The organism is Shewanella sp. SW32 (assembly GCF_025653365.1).
Classification (GTDB): Bacteria; Pseudomonadota; Gammaproteobacteria; order Enterobacterales; family Shewanellaceae; genus Shewanella; species Shewanella oncorhynchi.
In genome coordinates this window covers 37,211-52,893 of the sequence record NZ_JAKKSJ010000018.1, presented here as the reverse complement: position 1 = coordinate 52,893, position 15,683 = coordinate 37,211, and the positions used below count along the sequence as shown (strand labels likewise).

The 15,683-nt window shown below is 42.0% G+C and carries 17 protein-coding genes; 12 read left to right on the top strand and 5 right to left on the bottom strand.

All coding sequences use genetic code 11. The features are described 5' to 3' along the window. Window positions 1–17: 17 nt before the first annotated feature. Complete coding sequence (locus tag L5M28_RS12420) at window positions 18–488, bottom strand: GNAT family N-acetyltransferase (protein ID WP_263203458.1); 471 nt, start codon at window positions 486–488, stop codon at window positions 18–20. 526 nt (window positions 489–1,014) lie between these two features. On the opposite strand from L5M28_RS12420, the gene L5M28_RS12415 reads away from it, so the two are divergent. The 6 genes from L5M28_RS12415 to L5M28_RS12390 all read left to right on the top strand — a co-directional run bounded on the left by L5M28_RS12415 (window position 1,015) and on the right by L5M28_RS12390 (window position 7,112). Beyond that, on the top strand, window positions 1,015–1,821 hold the full coding sequence (locus L5M28_RS12415) for a division plane positioning ATPase MipZ (RefSeq protein ID WP_263203456.1): 807 nt from the start codon (window positions 1,015–1,017) through the stop codon (window positions 1,819–1,821). Beyond that, the gene (locus L5M28_RS12410; protein ID WP_263203454.1) at window positions 1,781–2,227 is read left to right on the top strand and encodes a CopG family transcriptional regulator; all 447 of its coding nucleotides are present in this window, start codon (window positions 1,781–1,783) and stop codon (window positions 2,225–2,227) included. The genes L5M28_RS12415 and L5M28_RS12410 overlap by 41 nt, the downstream gene beginning before the upstream one ends. A gap of 249 nt (window positions 2,228–2,476) precedes the next feature. After that, the gene (locus L5M28_RS12405) at window positions 2,477–3,880 is read left to right on the top strand and encodes an ABC transporter substrate-binding protein (RefSeq protein WP_263203488.1); all 1,404 of its coding nucleotides are present in this window, start codon (window positions 2,477–2,479) and stop codon (window positions 3,878–3,880) included. Then, a complete protein-coding gene (locus L5M28_RS12400; RefSeq protein ID WP_263203487.1) occupies window positions 3,867–5,606 on the top strand; it encodes a GGDEF domain-containing protein in 1,740 nt (579 codons plus the stop codon). Before L5M28_RS12405 ends, L5M28_RS12400 begins: the two co-directional genes overlap by 14 nt. 109 nt (window positions 5,607–5,715) lie before the next feature. Further along, entirely contained in the window at window positions 5,716–6,540 is an 825-nt protein-coding gene (locus L5M28_RS12395; RefSeq protein WP_263203452.1) for a zinc-dependent peptidase, read from the top strand. 23 nt (window positions 6,541–6,563) lie between these two features. After that, the gene (locus tag L5M28_RS12390; protein WP_131523664.1) at window positions 6,564–7,112 is read left to right on the top strand and encodes a nuclear transport factor 2 family protein; all 549 of its coding nucleotides are present in this window, start codon (window positions 6,564–6,566) and stop codon (window positions 7,110–7,112) included. Window positions 7,113–7,209: 97 nt separating this feature from the next. On the opposite strand, the gene L5M28_RS12385 is transcribed toward L5M28_RS12390, so the two are convergent. After that, entirely contained in the window at window positions 7,210–8,685 is a 1,476-nt protein-coding gene (locus tag L5M28_RS12385) for an HDOD domain-containing protein (protein ID WP_263179622.1), read from the bottom strand. Between the two features lie 194 nt (window positions 8,686–8,879). Further along, window positions 8,880–9,893: a low-specificity L-threonine aldolase gene (ltaE, locus tag L5M28_RS12380; protein WP_263203450.1), complete on the bottom strand. Its 1,014-nt coding sequence runs from the start codon at window positions 9,891–9,893 to the stop codon at window positions 8,880–8,882. 343 nt (window positions 9,894–10,236) lie between these two features. Here ltaE and L5M28_RS12375 point away from each other — a divergent pair, with 343 nt between their 5' ends. The 3 genes from L5M28_RS12375 (at window position 10,237) to tpx (ending at window position 12,404) form a co-directional block, all read left to right on the top strand. Then, on the top strand, window positions 10,237–10,827 hold the full coding sequence (locus tag L5M28_RS12375; RefSeq protein WP_263203449.1) for an OmpA family protein: 591 nt from the start codon (window positions 10,237–10,239) through the stop codon (window positions 10,825–10,827). A gap of 32 nt (window positions 10,828–10,859) precedes the next feature. After that, window positions 10,860–11,687, top strand: a complete 828-nt coding sequence (locus L5M28_RS12370; protein ID WP_198572662.1) for a mechanosensitive ion channel family protein — start codon at window positions 10,860–10,862, stop codon at window positions 11,685–11,687. A 123-nt stretch (window positions 11,688–11,810) separates the two neighbouring features. Next, complete coding sequence (tpx, locus tag L5M28_RS12365; protein WP_263165736.1) at window positions 11,811–12,404, top strand: thiol peroxidase; 594 nt, start codon at window positions 11,811–11,813, stop codon at window positions 12,402–12,404. Between the two features lie 75 nt (window positions 12,405–12,479). Here the strand turns inward: tpx and L5M28_RS12360 are convergent, their stop codons facing one another. Together L5M28_RS12360 and L5M28_RS12355 are read right to left on the bottom strand one after the other, a co-directional pair. Beyond that, window positions 12,480–13,121: a trimeric intracellular cation channel family protein gene (locus tag L5M28_RS12360; protein ID WP_028761275.1), complete on the bottom strand. Its 642-nt coding sequence runs from the start codon at window positions 13,119–13,121 to the stop codon at window positions 12,480–12,482. A 361-nt stretch (window positions 13,122–13,482) separates the two neighbouring features. Beyond that, on the bottom strand, window positions 13,483–14,043 hold the full coding sequence (locus L5M28_RS12355) for a DUF4136 domain-containing protein (protein ID WP_263203447.1): 561 nt from the start codon (window positions 14,041–14,043) through the stop codon (window positions 13,483–13,485). Window positions 14,044–14,223: 180 nt separating this feature from the next. Here L5M28_RS12355 and L5M28_RS12350 point away from each other — a divergent pair, with 180 nt between their 5' ends. From L5M28_RS12350 to L5M28_RS12340, 3 genes are all read left to right on the top strand, one after another. Continuing rightward, a complete protein-coding gene (locus L5M28_RS12350) occupies window positions 14,224–14,541 on the top strand; it encodes a hypothetical protein (RefSeq protein ID WP_105253083.1) in 318 nt (105 codons plus the stop codon). Between the two features lie 177 nt (window positions 14,542–14,718). Next, on the top strand, window positions 14,719–15,048 hold the full coding sequence (gene yciH, locus L5M28_RS12345) for a stress response translation initiation inhibitor YciH (RefSeq protein WP_028761277.1): 330 nt from the start codon (window positions 14,719–14,721) through the stop codon (window positions 15,046–15,048). A gap of 66 nt (window positions 15,049–15,114) precedes the next feature. After that, complete coding sequence (locus L5M28_RS12340) at window positions 15,115–15,678, top strand: YqgE/AlgH family protein (RefSeq protein WP_263148735.1); 564 nt, start codon at window positions 15,115–15,117, stop codon at window positions 15,676–15,678. Window positions 15,679–15,683: the final 5 nt, after the last annotated feature.

Here is a 15,683-nt window from a genome sequence, read left to right as displayed (position 1 = left end):
GCATTCTCACATGAATATTAATCGATAATTTTTAACAAATTAGGCCCTAAATTAGCGCAGGGAGCATACTGAAAACCATATTCACTACATAAGCGCTCATGCTCACCATGGGCGGTCATACTGACACAAGTTCCCGCACTCGCATGGTCATCAACAAAGGCCATCACCCGCTCAAGTATTATCTTTGCTAGCCCATAGGATTGGTATTCGGGTAAGACAATAAAATCTTCAATCATCAAATGCCCGGGCTTGTTGCCATAAACACACGCCGTTGCCAATAGATTAGACTTAGCGGCCCCAGCGCCGGCATGCTCCAATTCAGTCTTGTCACTTAATCGAATAGAGACCCAGAACAATGCCTGTACATCCGCAAGTTCAACGCCAATAGAAGGGAGGCCAACTGTGGCCCGCAGATTAAGTAGTTCATGAAATAACGGTGCAGTTTCAACGAGTTCAAACTTAATAGGCATAATAGTTTTGATATCCATTTGGCATCCCTTCTCCATGGTTGAAATTTCAAGCGATTTAGACGTCAGTCTATAGAGATGATAAAGCCAGCATTTGGCAGTTTGATGACAAGTGCCTCACCAAACAAGACCACTTTCGACTGAGAAGCTGATAATTTACTCAGATCAGTTAATAACATTTAGAAATATAAAATTAACATTTGTACCAAGGAAGAAATAAAAAACTACACCCTAAGTCCTATGCACAGTTACCGATCACCACAAACAACCCTTTTAGCTGACGGATAACAGATAAAACAATGTAAAACCAATAAGATAAAAAAACATTTTTATAAATCCCTCGTCTCATCTTTTTTGTCAAATTAACGACATATGACCAGATACTGACAGAAAAACGCCTACGACAATTTAATTAAAAAACGTCAAAAATCAGCCAATTGACCGAGATTAACATTAGGTTTACATTCGATTTCGGACATCAATGCGGATAGCTCCAAACACATCAACTCGCTGCACAAGGGTCATCAAAAGAATTAAGGAATGCGTCATGATAGTCTTAATCGGTGGAGAAAAAGGCGGCAGCGGTAAAAGTTGCTTGGCCCAAAATATAGCTGTATTTCTAACCACAGAATGTAGCGCCTCAGTCATTATGGTGGACTGCGATCCCCAGCGCACCACCTCTGACTGGATCCATGCAAGAAACAACAATCCGCAACTTGCCAGCATCAATTGCGTACAGCTTTACGGTAAGATCCGTAATGACTTACTCAGTCTTGAGCAACACTATGATGTAGTCATAGTCGACTGCGGTGGGCAAGATAACCTAGCGCTACGAGCAACCATGTCTGTCGCCTCTTACATTTTAATGCCCTTAAGACCTAAGCGCCGCGATTTAAAAACCGTATGTCATATGGACGATATCGTCGCGACGTGTAAGATGATTAATCCCAAGTTACGGGCTTCTTTTGTGATCACCCAATGTCCAAGTCTACCCAATCAAGCTAACCGAATTTTGGAGGCCAAAGAAGTCTGTAAAACCTATGATATCCATGTCCTTGACGCGATAACTTACTGTCGTAATGTTTATGATGACAGTGAAGAATCAGGATTATCGGTAATTGAAATCGAGCCCGCAGGAAAAGCAGCCGAAGAAATTCGAACTATCGCCTGTGAACTATTCCAAGTCGATTGTGCTGCCAGCTTAGCCAATCTCCTACATCCCGCGTTACACGCTCAGGGGGTGAGTCAAATGCATCATCATTTGACCCATCAAACTCAATCCACTCACACGACTACTCAACGAAGGGGGCAAAATGGGACTCAGCGATCTCAAGAAAAACGCTATGTCATCTAGCAGCTTACAGCACTCGCTTTCGTTAGATGAGTTTATTGAAGCGGCAAACTTGTACGCAATGGGACAAAGTCTGAATAAGATAAAAAGCAATCTAGATCATAAAGCAGATGCAACTGTCACAAAAACCACAGACACAATTGACATGGCGCGGAGCCATTCCAATGTGTTGAGCTTGCACAAACAAAGCCTAGAAACAGACGTATTATTCCCGGCAAAAGTAGAAACTAAAACACACTATCGCAAAGCAACATTTTCCCTCAGTGAAGCGGCTATAACCCATCTTGCTACACTGGCAGAAGAAAGCACTATATCCAAATCAAAGCTGCTCCGACTCTTGATTGAACAACACTTCGATCTACCTATTGCTTTGAGGCAATTACGAGAACAACAACGCCAAAACCGTTAACGATTCGCACTACTCCCACCCTTTTCCGGTAACTTAGCTAAGATCGAGTTACCGGCTTTTTGCTCAAAAAGTAAAAAACACAATAAAAATCATCATAAAATCGCGGCATAAGTTCTGATCCCACCTATCCTTAAATATACATAATGCTGAATTAATGATATTAACTCAGAGCCAACACGTAACATTAAGGTGTTATTTTTGTTAAACCAGATCAGATTTATTTTTCTTTGTTTAACCGCAGCGATAATGATGCCCTGTTACGCAGAATTTTCATTGGCACAAATCCCGCCGCTAACAAACAAAACCCCCATTACTTTGGTCGCTGAAAAAGGATTTTGGACCGACTATTTAACCCAAGAAATGTTGCCTAAATTCACCGCTAAAACCGGCGTAAAAGTGCAAGTGGTCAGTACTGAATTAGAGGATATGTTTAACTTACAGACCCAGAATTTACTTCAAGGTTCAGGCAAATACGATTTACTCACAATGGAAGCGGGCTGGGCTAAAGAATGGGCTGCCAATGGTTATACAGTGCCCTTAATTGAACTCGCTAAACTGTACGATCCCGATGGCGAAAAGGCCATGGAGAAATACCTAGAACCCTATTACCCATCGCTACTTAACATCTTGTCCTATCAAGGTGAAATCCATGCTATTCCCTATAACAATTATGTTATGGGAAATCATTATCGAGCAGATCTCTTTGATAATAAAACTGAAAAATCTCAGTTTCTGCGTCAGTTTGGCTATCCACTCGCACCAGCAAAAACCTTAACAGAGTTACGAGATCAAGCTCAGTTCTTCACTCGTAAAGCAGGCACTATATTGGCGGATAAAATACTGACTCATGACTTTTACGGTCTAGCGCTAATGTCGGGTGATAAGCCCCATATTAACGATGAATTCTCTAGCATGATTTGGAGCTTAGGGGGCACTTGGATGCAGCCCGTCTATAACAGCCAGAAACAGATCTCCCATTTTGAAGTGCCTACCATCAACCATGAAGCCATTGAAGCGGCCAAGCAATATCGCGAATTAATGCCCTATGCCGTTCCCGCTAACGAGCAGTTTGCTTTCAATGAAGCAGCTAATGCTATTGCGACAGGTCAAGCGGCAATGTGGCCTTTTGCCTACAATAATCTGTGGTATAAATCCTTTAAAGTTGAACAGAACATTCTCGGCGCGCGTCTAGCCGTAAGCCAAGTGCCTGGCGGTTATCCCTACAATGGCGCTTATGCCTTTGCCGTTAGCTACGACAGCAAAAACCCTCAAGCTGCCTATTGGCTGCTCAAATATATGGGCACCTATGAGGCACAACATGCCTATGCTATGGGGGGGGGTAATCCCTGTCGTATGGATGTAGTAACAGCCCCAGAATTTAAAGATGAATCTTTAAGAGGCATAGCAGGCGCATTTGAGGCAAGCCACATAGCCAATATGTTTTGGTCTACTAAAGTCTTATCCTTTGGGCATTTCACCAGTACTGCCATGGGACAAATTTACCCTGAACTCAGCCACGCCTGTTTTAGCGCAAGCCGCAGACCCGCTAACAGTGAAGATATTTTCATTAAATTAAGTGCAGAGATAAAACACCTCCAAAATACCTATGGAGAGGTACCTGCTATTGACAAAGAAAATAATGCCAAGCACTAAACCACTGAAAAGTTTGAAACAAAAAATAACCTCAGCCTTCTATATCATAGTGGGGATGGCGCTATTAAATGGTGTTGTCGCTATACTACTGTCACAGCAACTCAAATCAGAAATTGAACACTTAGTCGGGGTAGATGTGGTAAAAGTCACCACTGCGCTGCAACTGGCAAAAAACAGTGAAAAACTACAAATAATTACTGCACGCTTGAATAACTATTATGATGAAAAACAAAGAACTAGCCTGTTAGGTGAACTTTCTGCACAATGGGAATTACTCATCAATGACTCACGGTTACTGGCCTCAATAGAAACTTCTACAGTCAATAAGCAAGAATTAAATCACGCCTTAGATACTCAACTGTATTACTTACAACAACTGCCATTACTCAACACGTTAACCGATACTGCCTTACAAGCCAATTCACAGGCAGCAAATATTCAAGCCAACTTAACGTCAATGGCGTCGGGATTTAGCGATGAAATGCAAACCCAATTTCAGCATATTAATACGGACTCTGAACGTCAGCTTAAGCTGAAAAACGTTGACCAGATTGCTTTAAATATCAATACCAATCAGCAGCTATCTTTATTTAGTCATCTAGGAGAACACTTATTTACCCAGTTAACTCAAGTGAATATCATCGACAATCTAGTTGAACTAAACCAAACCCAAAGAGATGCTATGCGACTACTGTTAAGCATGGAGGCTATGCTTGATAGTATCGGTAGCGATAAAAACTTATATTTTAATTTGTTATCACAAATAAAACAGACCATGGTCGGTGAAGACAACCTCTTTGAACTTTCTCGCAAAGCGATTAGAAGCACTCATATCGCCAATGCGCATTTAGAATACCAAGCAGATGCCGCACAAATCGTTGCGACCTATACGCAGGATCTCGTTAACCAAGTTGAAAATGAAATTCAGCAAACAGGCCGCGAACTTAAAAACGATAGCACCGCATTTATCGTATTGATTTTCTGCAGTGGCATCTTATATTGCTTCTTCATCTGGCTCACTAGTTGGCACTTTATCACTAAGGGAATCATCAAGCCTGTCATGGCGACTCGAGATGCAATGAATGCCATTGCCAATGAAAAACTCGACGCCAGAATGCCTGTCACTGATAACTTAGAGCTCCAGCAAATGGTGAGCTCCTTAGAGACATTAAAAAGCTATGCAGCTCAGGTTAAAGGCATGGCCGAAACCGACGGATTAACTGGCTGCTATAATCGCCGCTATTTAGATTTACAACTCCAAAAAGAATTAGAGTATGCAAGGGACCACAACATGCCCCTAGGTATAATTCTGTTTGATATTGATAATTTTAAACAATTTAACGACAGGTATGGTCATGTCGCAGGCGATCAATGTCTTAAGAAAATAGTGAATGCCACCAAATCGATCTTGAAACAACCCACTTACATGCTTGCCCGCTATGGCGGAGAGGAGTTCATGATAGTACTACCATCGAGCAATCTCGAGGAGGCATATCATTTTGCTGAAGTATTACGCAATAAAATCATCAGTTTAAAAATACCACATGAAGACTCCCCCCATGACGGCATACTGACCATCAGCGCTGGTATTACTTGCTGGGAGCGATCACAACCTATGGATACGAATAGCTTAATTAATCAAGCTGATGAGGCTCTCTATCACGCCAAACTAACAGGTCGCAATCGTACAGAGACACGACTAAACCAACCTGTTCGCTATTCCTAACCATAAAATGCGGCGACTGTTCAGTTTCGTTTTTCACCAGAGGATTGAGTTACGCTGACTTCACCCCCATTAGCTAATACTAAGTTAATCAGGATTAAGTCAGGGAAGTATGCTCGCTATTGTTATCACGCTTATCCTAGGAATTGGCGCAATTACCTGGCTACTGTCGAGTCGTTGGCGCAAGACCTTACATCGTCGACGAGTCACGATGAAACCTTTTCCAAAAGAATGGCGCAGCATTCTCAAAAAAAGACTGCCTTACTTCCATGCTCTACCCGCAGATCTACAACTGCAACTCAAACGGCATATCCAAATTTTCATCGATGAGAAAGTCTTTATCGGCTGCGATAATTTTGAGATCACGGATGAAGTAAGAGTCACAATCGCGGCCCAAGCCTGTCTACTGCTACTCAATCGTAAAACCGACTTTTACCCCAAACTGAAACAGATTTTGGTCTATCCCGATGCCTTTATCGTCAATAATCAACATAAAGACACTAGCGGTATCGTGTGGGAACAACGCAATGTGCTGGCAGGGGAATCATGGGAATACGGTAAAGTTGTGCTCTCATGGAGAAATACTTTAGACGGCGCAGCCGATCCCCATGATGGTAATAATGTCGTAATCCATGAGTTTGCCCATCAGCTCGATCAAGAAGATGGCCAAGCCAATGGCGCACCCATTCTGCAGCATTTTGCCGACTACAGCACTTGGTCTGAAGTGCTAAGTAGGGAATTTACCCAATTACAACACTGTGCAAATTTTGGCACGCCCTCATTATTTAATTATTATGGTGCAACTAATCCCGCTGAGTTTTTTGCCGTCATCACCGAAGTCTTTTTTGAGAAACCAGAGGATTTTTACCAACAACACCCAGACTTGTATCGGGAACTGAGCTGCTTTTATCAACTCGATCCGATAAACTGGCATTAACCCATAAATGTAGAGGCACGCAAATGCTCAAAGACACTCATGCATTCTCAGTTAAAGGTTCCAATATTAATCGCGCTACCTTGGGGTTACTGCTCAGCGCGTTAATGCTTGGCGGCCTTAATATAAGCGTACAGGCACAGGACTCGCCAACACAAAGCACTCAAACGACTTCGAATCCTGATCAACAAGCGGCGGCTCACGTTTTAGATTTACTCAACCAATATTCAAGCGATGCCAATTGGGATAAATACTTTGCCCTGTACCGAAAAGACGGCATTTTTATTGGCACGGATGCGAGTGAGCGCTGGGGAATGGCGGAATTTGAACGTTACTCCCGCCTCACAAAAGGTTGGCGCTATGATTTAACTGAGCGTCATTTAATCCAACACGGCAATGTCATATTGTTTGACGAGTTATTAAATAGTCCAGCCTATGGCGTCAGTCGAGGAACTGGCACTTTAATCAAAACCAATGGCAACTGGGAAATAGCTCAATACCATTTAAGCTTCCCCATTCCTAATGAGGTAGCTAAGCAAATAACTGCCGAGATTAAAGCCGCAAACAAACAATAGCGCAGCACTCCCAAAAATACGGTTTGAAAGAGTGCAATTTCGAAAGAATACAGCTTGAAATTAAATCGCTTAAAAAGTAATCACTTAAGTTATACCACTATCTCAAAGACACAGTAAAACACACATTCGCCAATTGGGAGAAGTGGATGAAACTTTGAAAATCCACGTCTTCAAATGCCCTTTCCGAAGGACCCCTATCCGCGTAGTAAAACCCGATCACTTTACTATCGACTAATAATGGTGCCAATAAAAAGCCTTGACGTGACACATGTTGCGCTTGTAATTCTTTACACTGCTCTTGCCATTTCTTAGAGCTAGGATCATCTACCCAAAGCGGTAACTTATGCTCCATCGCTTGGTAAAATAATCCCCGCCTATCGCTCAAATCGATAATAAACTCTTGCTTAATGGCATCTGCATCACGACCTAATATCACTCTAGGTTGAAGTTGTTTACGGCTTGGTGACAATAACAGCACGCCGCACCGGTCAACGCCAACGCCCTCAAGTATACCTTCGAGAACCGTTTGCATGATTTGGTTAAAATCGGCTTTATTAATGGCGAAGCCTGTAAGTTCTCGTAGCTTAGCTAACTGAATATTCAAATTAACTTGATAGACAGGCATATCTAACGGAATAGGAAGTGGAACAGGTTTAACTGTGACCATACGCTTAGGATCTGGTAGATAGTCTAGCAACACCTTAGCACCATATACTTCAGCTAACTTATGGGTCGCATTCGCGCAGCGTTGCATCCGCACCATAAACTCATTTTCTTCTAGTCCAGTAAAACTCGCCGCTTGCGTGATACGTTTCCCTAATTCCTGCTTATCAAGATTAGGCTGAGATAAAATATCGCAGAGCTTATCCGCAATAAAAATAGACCGAATTTCAGGTCTTTGGTCTTCAGGATTATTAACTGCATGGACCAACAGTTCTCCCAATCCCCAATTGCGGGCAATACTTTGAGTTAATAGTGAAAAAGAAGTGCCGAGGGCTTCGCGGGTTATACTTCGTTCCTCTGCTGGCGTTACACATTCACGCAGTTTTAGATCTAACTCTTCGGTGAACTCACCACCAATACTCCAAAAAGCACTCTCACCTATGTGATACAGTAAAGAGGCTATAAAAGCTTCCTCCTGCATTTCTTCGTCATAATGGCTCAACATCATCCGTGCAATCATGGCGGCTTGAAATGCTTTAGCCATCAACTTTATTAATCTTTGATATACGTTAGGTGCCAAATTTTTACTCTCTAACAAGCTTGAGAGTAACTTGGCTGTGATACAGATATTTCGCACCGCATCGAAACCAAGCACTATAGCCGCTCGGCTGACAGTAGAGATTTGGCTACTACCTTTATGGTAAATAGCGCTATTAGCAACTCGAAGAATACGAGAGGTTAAGGCGTTATCGTGCATCACGCTACGCCCGAGTAATGCGAGAGAGGAAACGTCATCCTTGGCGAGCTTTTCTAGCGATTTAACAGTCGAACACAGTGCTGGCATTTCCAATTCACTGATCCGATTTGTCCAATAATCGACCCCTTTATTAGTATTGTTATTAGGTTTCAACCTAAAGTTACCTTAGCGATATAATCTTGTTGTTTTTAGTATAGATAAACGCAAACATTTCGCCTGTTGTCTAAAGCTTGTTTTAGAAAATCATTCATTAATTGCTTAATAATTCAACATTAAGCAATATCTGCCTATAAAAATGCCCAAGACAAAGCTCGGGCATTTCAGTAAAACAGGAAATCAATCCACACTTAGGCTTTGAGGTACTGCTTAACAACACGCAACACTTTATCTATGTCCTGACGGCTGACATCTTTATGAGTCACAAGCCGAAGCGTACGCCCTGGGCTTATCAGGATGCCTTCCGCTCGACAGTGTTTAGCCAATAAGTTCGCATCAATATGGGATGCTAATGTAGCAAATAACATATTAGTTTGTACTGCGGCTAAATTGACGTCGAACTCACTGAATTCTGCCAACTGCCGAGCTAAGTACGCCGCATTGTCATGATCTTCACTCAGCCGTTGTACTTGCTCAGTTAAAGCAAGCTTACCCGCAGCGGCAAGTATCCCAGCTTGACGCATGCCACCACCAAGCATTTTACGCCAACGAATGGCTTTCTTAATCAAGCGTTCATCACCTAAGAGTAATGAGCCGACTGGCGCACATAATCCTTTGGATAAACAAATCGACACTGAATCAAAGTGCGCCGTGATATCACTTATCGCGATATTCTGCGCCACCGCAGCATTGGCTACTCGCGCACCGTCTAAATGAATTTTTAATCCGCGATTAAAGGCTAATGCCTGCGCATCCGCCAAATAGCTTTGCGGGAGAACCTTACCGCCAATCGTATTCTCTAAACTAAGCAAACGAGTACGAGCAAAATGGATATCATCAGGCTTAATTGCGGCTTCAATGTCAGCTAATGCAATAGTGCCATCTAATTGATTCATTAAAGGTTGAGGTTGAATGCTGCCTAGGACAGCAGCGCCGCCGCCCTCGAACTTATAATTGTGAGCCTGCTGACCGCACAGGTACTCATCTCCACGATCACAATGGGCCATCAAAGCCAATAAATTTGCTTGAGTACCCGAACAGGTAAATAATGCACTTTCAAAGCCAAACATCTCCGCAGCCATATCCTGCAAACTATTTACCGTAGGGTCATCACCGTAAACATCATCACCCACTTCGGCTCTGGACATGGCTAACCGCATGGCTGCTGTTGGCTGGGTAACAGTATCACTGCGTAAATCTATCATCTTGTCCTCAACTTAAAGTTTGGTTGGCGCATAATGGGCTCAAGACTCTAGCGCTAAAGGCTTATTTTGTATAGTTTATCGTCATACTTGTCGACAAATTTACCGATGTAGAACCTCGCTCATGCTTGAAGCAAGTATCGACATACTGACATCTACTAATAAAAACATAAATATACTCAAGATCTTGCCGATATCTATCTGTCGATGTATGGACGTTTGTACGCGTTTAGCTTGGCGAAAAGAGTCTTACTCGTTAGAATGCCACACTAAGATGGTCATGCTACAACAATGCGATCGCTTTAGTAATTTTGACTAATACTTATCGTTCAATAGGTGATTTGTAGTGAAAAACTTCCAATCTCGATGGATTCAGCTAGCGCTTTTGCTATTAAGTTTAAGCCTAACATCACAGGTATTTGCTTGGTCTGACACTGACCGAGATGGAGTGCCAGATATCAAAGATGCCTGTCCTAACACAGAGCCAAATACACCTGTTATGGCTAATGGTTGTGTGGAAGAAATCGCTGTGGAAATGACTGCATCACCAGTTTGCGATATGAGTCATTCAAATGCTGAGTTAAACACAGATTGTCATAATATTTCTGCAGCTATGGTGTATTTTGAATTTGCCATTGCCGAGGTTGACTTTTCTCAATGGAAAACTTTAGCCTTAGTAAAAGCATTCTTAGAAACAAATGATGCTGAATTAACCTTAGTAGGCCACACAGATATCGTTGGTACACCAGAGTTTAATTATCAACTATCACTTCAGCGAGCTCAAAATGTAAAACGTATTTTGGTTGAAGATTATGGCTTTAATCCAAATCGCTTTACCGTAATGGGTAAAGGTATATCTGAACCTGTAGCGGACAACCGTTCTAGCGAAGGGCGCAGTTTAAATCGACGAGTAGAATTTATCGTCAATAATAAATAGTTTTTGTTAGCGTATATTTAGGGAGTTATTCAATGGAAAACCTCGAAGGTTTATTAAAGCAAGCACCAGATCTGATTGTGACTTATGGCTTAAAAACATTATTCGCCATTATCATCTTCTTTGTTGGTAAATACTTTGCGGGCGTAGCACAGAAGCTTGTTCGTAAATTACTTAACAGCCGTAAAGTTGATCCGACAGTCGTTTCATTTGTCGCAAATCTCGCTTGGGCAGTGGTATTTGTTTTCGCGGTTATTGCCACGTTAGGCCAAATTGGTGTACAAACCGCATCACTGGTAGCCGTTATCGGTGCTGCAGGTTTAGCAATAGGCTTAGCGCTACAAGGTTCTCTGTCTAATTTTGCATCGGGTGTATTAATGGTGTTATTCCGCCCTTGCCGCGTAGGTGACTATATTGAAGCTGCAGGTATCGCAGGCACTGTTGATGAAATAACCATATTCTCAACCAAGCTTCGCACTCCTGATAATAAAGTTATCGTAGCGCCAAACTCATCTATCATGAATGGCACTATCACTAACTACTCAGCAATGGATAGTCGTCGTATCGATTTAGTGATCGGCGTATCTTATTCCGCCGATATCGCACTCACTAAAAAAGTATTGACCGATATTTTAAATAACAACCAGTATGTGTTAAAAGATCCAGCATATACAGTTGGACTTTCTGAATTGGCTAGCTCTTCAATCAATTTCGTGGTTCGTCCTTGGGTAAAAACATCTGATTATTGGACTGCACGTTTCCAACTGCTTGAGCAAATAAAAAATGCATTAGACGCTGCAGATATAGGCATTCCATTCCCACAAATGGATATCCATGTCAAAGAATTACCGCTAAGCAAATAACAATTAGTGGATAAAAAAGGTCGGTAATTACCGGCCTTTTTTTATGGTTCTACGCATCATTTTAGCGTACCTTAATGGACAGATATTAGCGAAGGCACAGATATTCATGTGTGAGGAAATCCAATGCAAAAATATGTTTCATTTTTAGCCGCAAGCTGTATTTATAGCCTAGTTCTGATGAGCCCCAATACACTCGCCAGTGAGAAAACACAGGTTTTAATGGGTGAAAAAACAGTCACCTTAGAAGGGAAAAGACCAAAATTGTCGCAAATGGCGCCGGGTTTTAAAGTCGTTGATGAGCATTTCACGCCAGTGATGCTAAGTGATTTTAAGGGTAAAACGGTACTGATAAGTACCGTGCCAAGCCTAGATACAGGTGTTTGCGCACTGCAGACGAAGCGCTTCAACAGCGAAGTTGGCCATTTTTCCGATGACGTCATCATGCTAACGATCAGTACCGATTTACCCTTCGCACAGAAGCGTTTCTGTAAAGTGGAAAACGTAGATAAAATCAAAGTGCTATCAGATAGCGTGTGGCGTGATTTTGGTGAAAAGTATGGTTTGTTAATTCAAGATTATGGCTTGCTGGCTAGAGCCATTTTCATCATAGATGCAGAAGGTAAGCTCCAATACCAAGAGTTAGTGCCAAACATCACAGAGCATCCTAACTATGATGCCGCACTTGAAGCGCTGAAAACCCTTCAAGCCCAGCAGTAATTTACCGCTAAAAACAGGGCAGCCTTAGCTGCCCTTTTGTTTAACGATTCTATTTCTACGATTTGGTTTTACGATTTAATGTGTATGTTGATCGCCACTGGATTGGTAGTCAAAGGTCGGCATAGACCAATGATATCGCAGCGCCAACATCCGTAAGCTAAAACCAACGCTTAAACAAATAACCAAATTAATCCATTCCGTTAACTGATAAGCTTTTAAGACGATATACAAGCCTGCCGTCAGTAGTGAAATCACCGCATAGAGTTCTTTTTTAAAAATCAAAGGCACTTGGTTACACAGAATATCGCGGATAACGCCACCAAAGACACCAGTGACCAATCCCATGACTACGGCTATTGTTGGGCTAAATCCTAGCATTAGCGTCTTTTGTGCGCCCACGATGGAGAATACTGCTAAGCCTAAGGCATCAATAGCCAAAAATAACTTAGACAGATAACGCATCACAGGGGCGATAGCGACAGTGAGCAAAGAAGCGAATGCAATCGCAATAAGGTAATGCACATGCTCAACCCAAATTAAGGGGTAATTTCCGAGCATCATATCCCTTAGTGTGCCGCCACCAATTGCCGTTGCGCAGCCAATGATCACCACACCAAACAAATCCATCTGCTTGCGGCCAGCCGCCAGAGCGCCCGTCATCGCCTCGGCAATAATCCCAATCAGCCAAAGTAATCCAATAATCTGCGTCTCATGCATCTTTGCTACTACCAACAACTCAAAGAATTGATTCTGCCTGATAACCTCTCAGTTCTATAATGATTTTATTTTGAATTCATCATTAGAAAAATTAATTCATCATCTTATTAATAATCTGATGCAGACTCCTATTACATTATTAATGTTATAGGATAAATATTATACAAAATAGTCAGTTATAAAAATGTTACTTTCACATTGTCATCTATGAAAATAGAATTTTTAATAAGTATTAATAACGTAAATCCAATCAGATGATAAATAACTGCAGATCATCTAATACCGTAGACAAAAAGCATAAAAATCAACCACAAAAAAGCGGCCCTTAGGCCGCTTAATGTTCATTCAAACTGAATCAGAACTACTTAGTGTCAGGCTTAGGTGGATAATTTGCCATTACACTGCCCACTGCTTGATTGATGATCTGTACTCTTTCTTCTGGGGTATTTTTGTCGCGAATGGTATCGGCAACAGAACCACGCCAGATCAGTTTAGTGGTTTTATTATCAACCAAATCAATAATCAGGGTGCCGACTTCATATTCTCTTACTGTGGTTTGGGTCTGCATATTGCCGCCCCAACCCCATCCTGGACCATAGTATGGGTTGTAGCCAAAATTACTATTGAAGGTATCAACATTAATCTTCTTATCAACTTTGGTCAGATAATTAACAAGTACATCAGCATCTTTTGCATCAACTAATGTCATCCCCTTACTCGCTAACTGGCTATTCATCGCTTCTCTGACCCGTTGGTCCATCAAGCCATCTAGATGATATCCGGCAGAATCCGTTTTCTGAGCAACCCAAGCATAGGTTTTATATTGGGTAAAATTGGCGCTAGGATCAAAATCCCAACCTGACTTCATCGAACTACAGGCACTGACTGCCAACACAGCTAATGCTACAAAAATATTTTTCATCTTAATTTCCTCAGATGTTCGACCCAAACAAAGACAAGTATCAGAGATATGAATTTAGCTTACAGAGCAATAGCCTAATCTACAACTCAATTGATTAAAAAGCGGCATCTCATTCAGCTTGACTTCAGCAAAACCAAAGATGATAATGATTATCAATTAATATTTGAGGGAGGTGTTGAAATGTACTGGTTTATTAGCGCGTTTATGGTTGCATCTGCCATTTTTTTCCTTGCACCAGAAAAAATTTCTCTTGAGGCGAATAACGCCAAAATTAAACGTCATTTGCCTACCAGTTTACTGATATTACCCCTCCTAGTCCTTGGCTGGTTGGTTATTGATACCATTGCTAATGGCACTAACTATGCCACAGTCGCCGCATTTGGTTTTGTTACAACAGCCTGCTTAATTGCATTACCTAAGTTACATAAATTTATTATGCCCAGTGCATTACTCACCGCTGTGGCGCTGATAGCCATGGTATTCATGCGAATGAATTAATCCTGAGCTTTAAGCTTACTTTTCAAAAATATGCTTACTTCCCTGCAAAGAGTTAGCATTTTGTATTGGCCACTTAAGGAGAATCCTCAAGTGGTCTTTTTTTACCTCCCAGAACCTCTGCAAATTTGATAAACTGAGCCGGTATAAATCACCTTCTAATATCAATGAATGAAACCAATGAAAGCAGATCCTAATGTATCCTTAGTGTACAGTACCGACAAAGGCCGTATAAATGCAGAGCCCGCCACTAAAGCGATTCCGGAATCCGATGGCATAGTCAGGATCCATAGAGACAGTAAAGGCCGCAAAGGTAAAGGCGTTTCGATTATCTCTGGGTTAGGTCTTGATGAAGCAGCGTTAAAAGCAATGGCTCAAACCCTTAAGAAACAATGTGGTTGTGGTGGTACGGTTAAAGATTTCACTATTGAGGTCCAAACGGACAACCGCGAACAATTAAAGCTATTACTTGAGAAACAAAACTACAAAGTTAAATTAGCTGGCGGTTAATCTCGCCCGACTTAGCAATATAACAGCAAGCTAGATCAACTTAGCCACATCAAACGGAGTAGTTTAATGGAGAGTTTGCAGAACCATTTCTTAATTGCCATGCCCTCACTACACGGTACGTTTTTTGAACGCTCAGTCATTTATATCTGTGAACATGATACCAAAGGCGCCATGGGACTGGTGATCAATAAACCGCTCGGTATCGAAGTTAATTCGCTATTAGAACAAATGGATTTGCCAGCAGAGCAAGTCTCCGCGGATTTAGTGCCTAATACCAATGTCATGATGGGCGGCCCCGTCTCCCAAGATCGCGGCTTTGTGCTGCATACCTCTCAGCCCTATTGGGCCAATAGCACAGATCTGGGTTGTGGTTTAATGCTAACCACTTCACGTGATGTGTTAACCGCTATTGGAAGCAACAGATCGCCCGAGAAGTTCCTCGTCGCCTTAGGTTATGCAGGGTGGAGTAAAGATCAGCTCGAACAAGAGCTTGCCGATAATTCTTGGCTCACAATTCCAGCAACGAATGCGCTCTTGTTTGACATTAAACACGAAGACCGTTGGCCACAGGCCAGTCGTGCTCTCGGATTTGATGCTTGGCAAGTTTCAGCTCAAGCAGGTCACGCTTAAGTCTA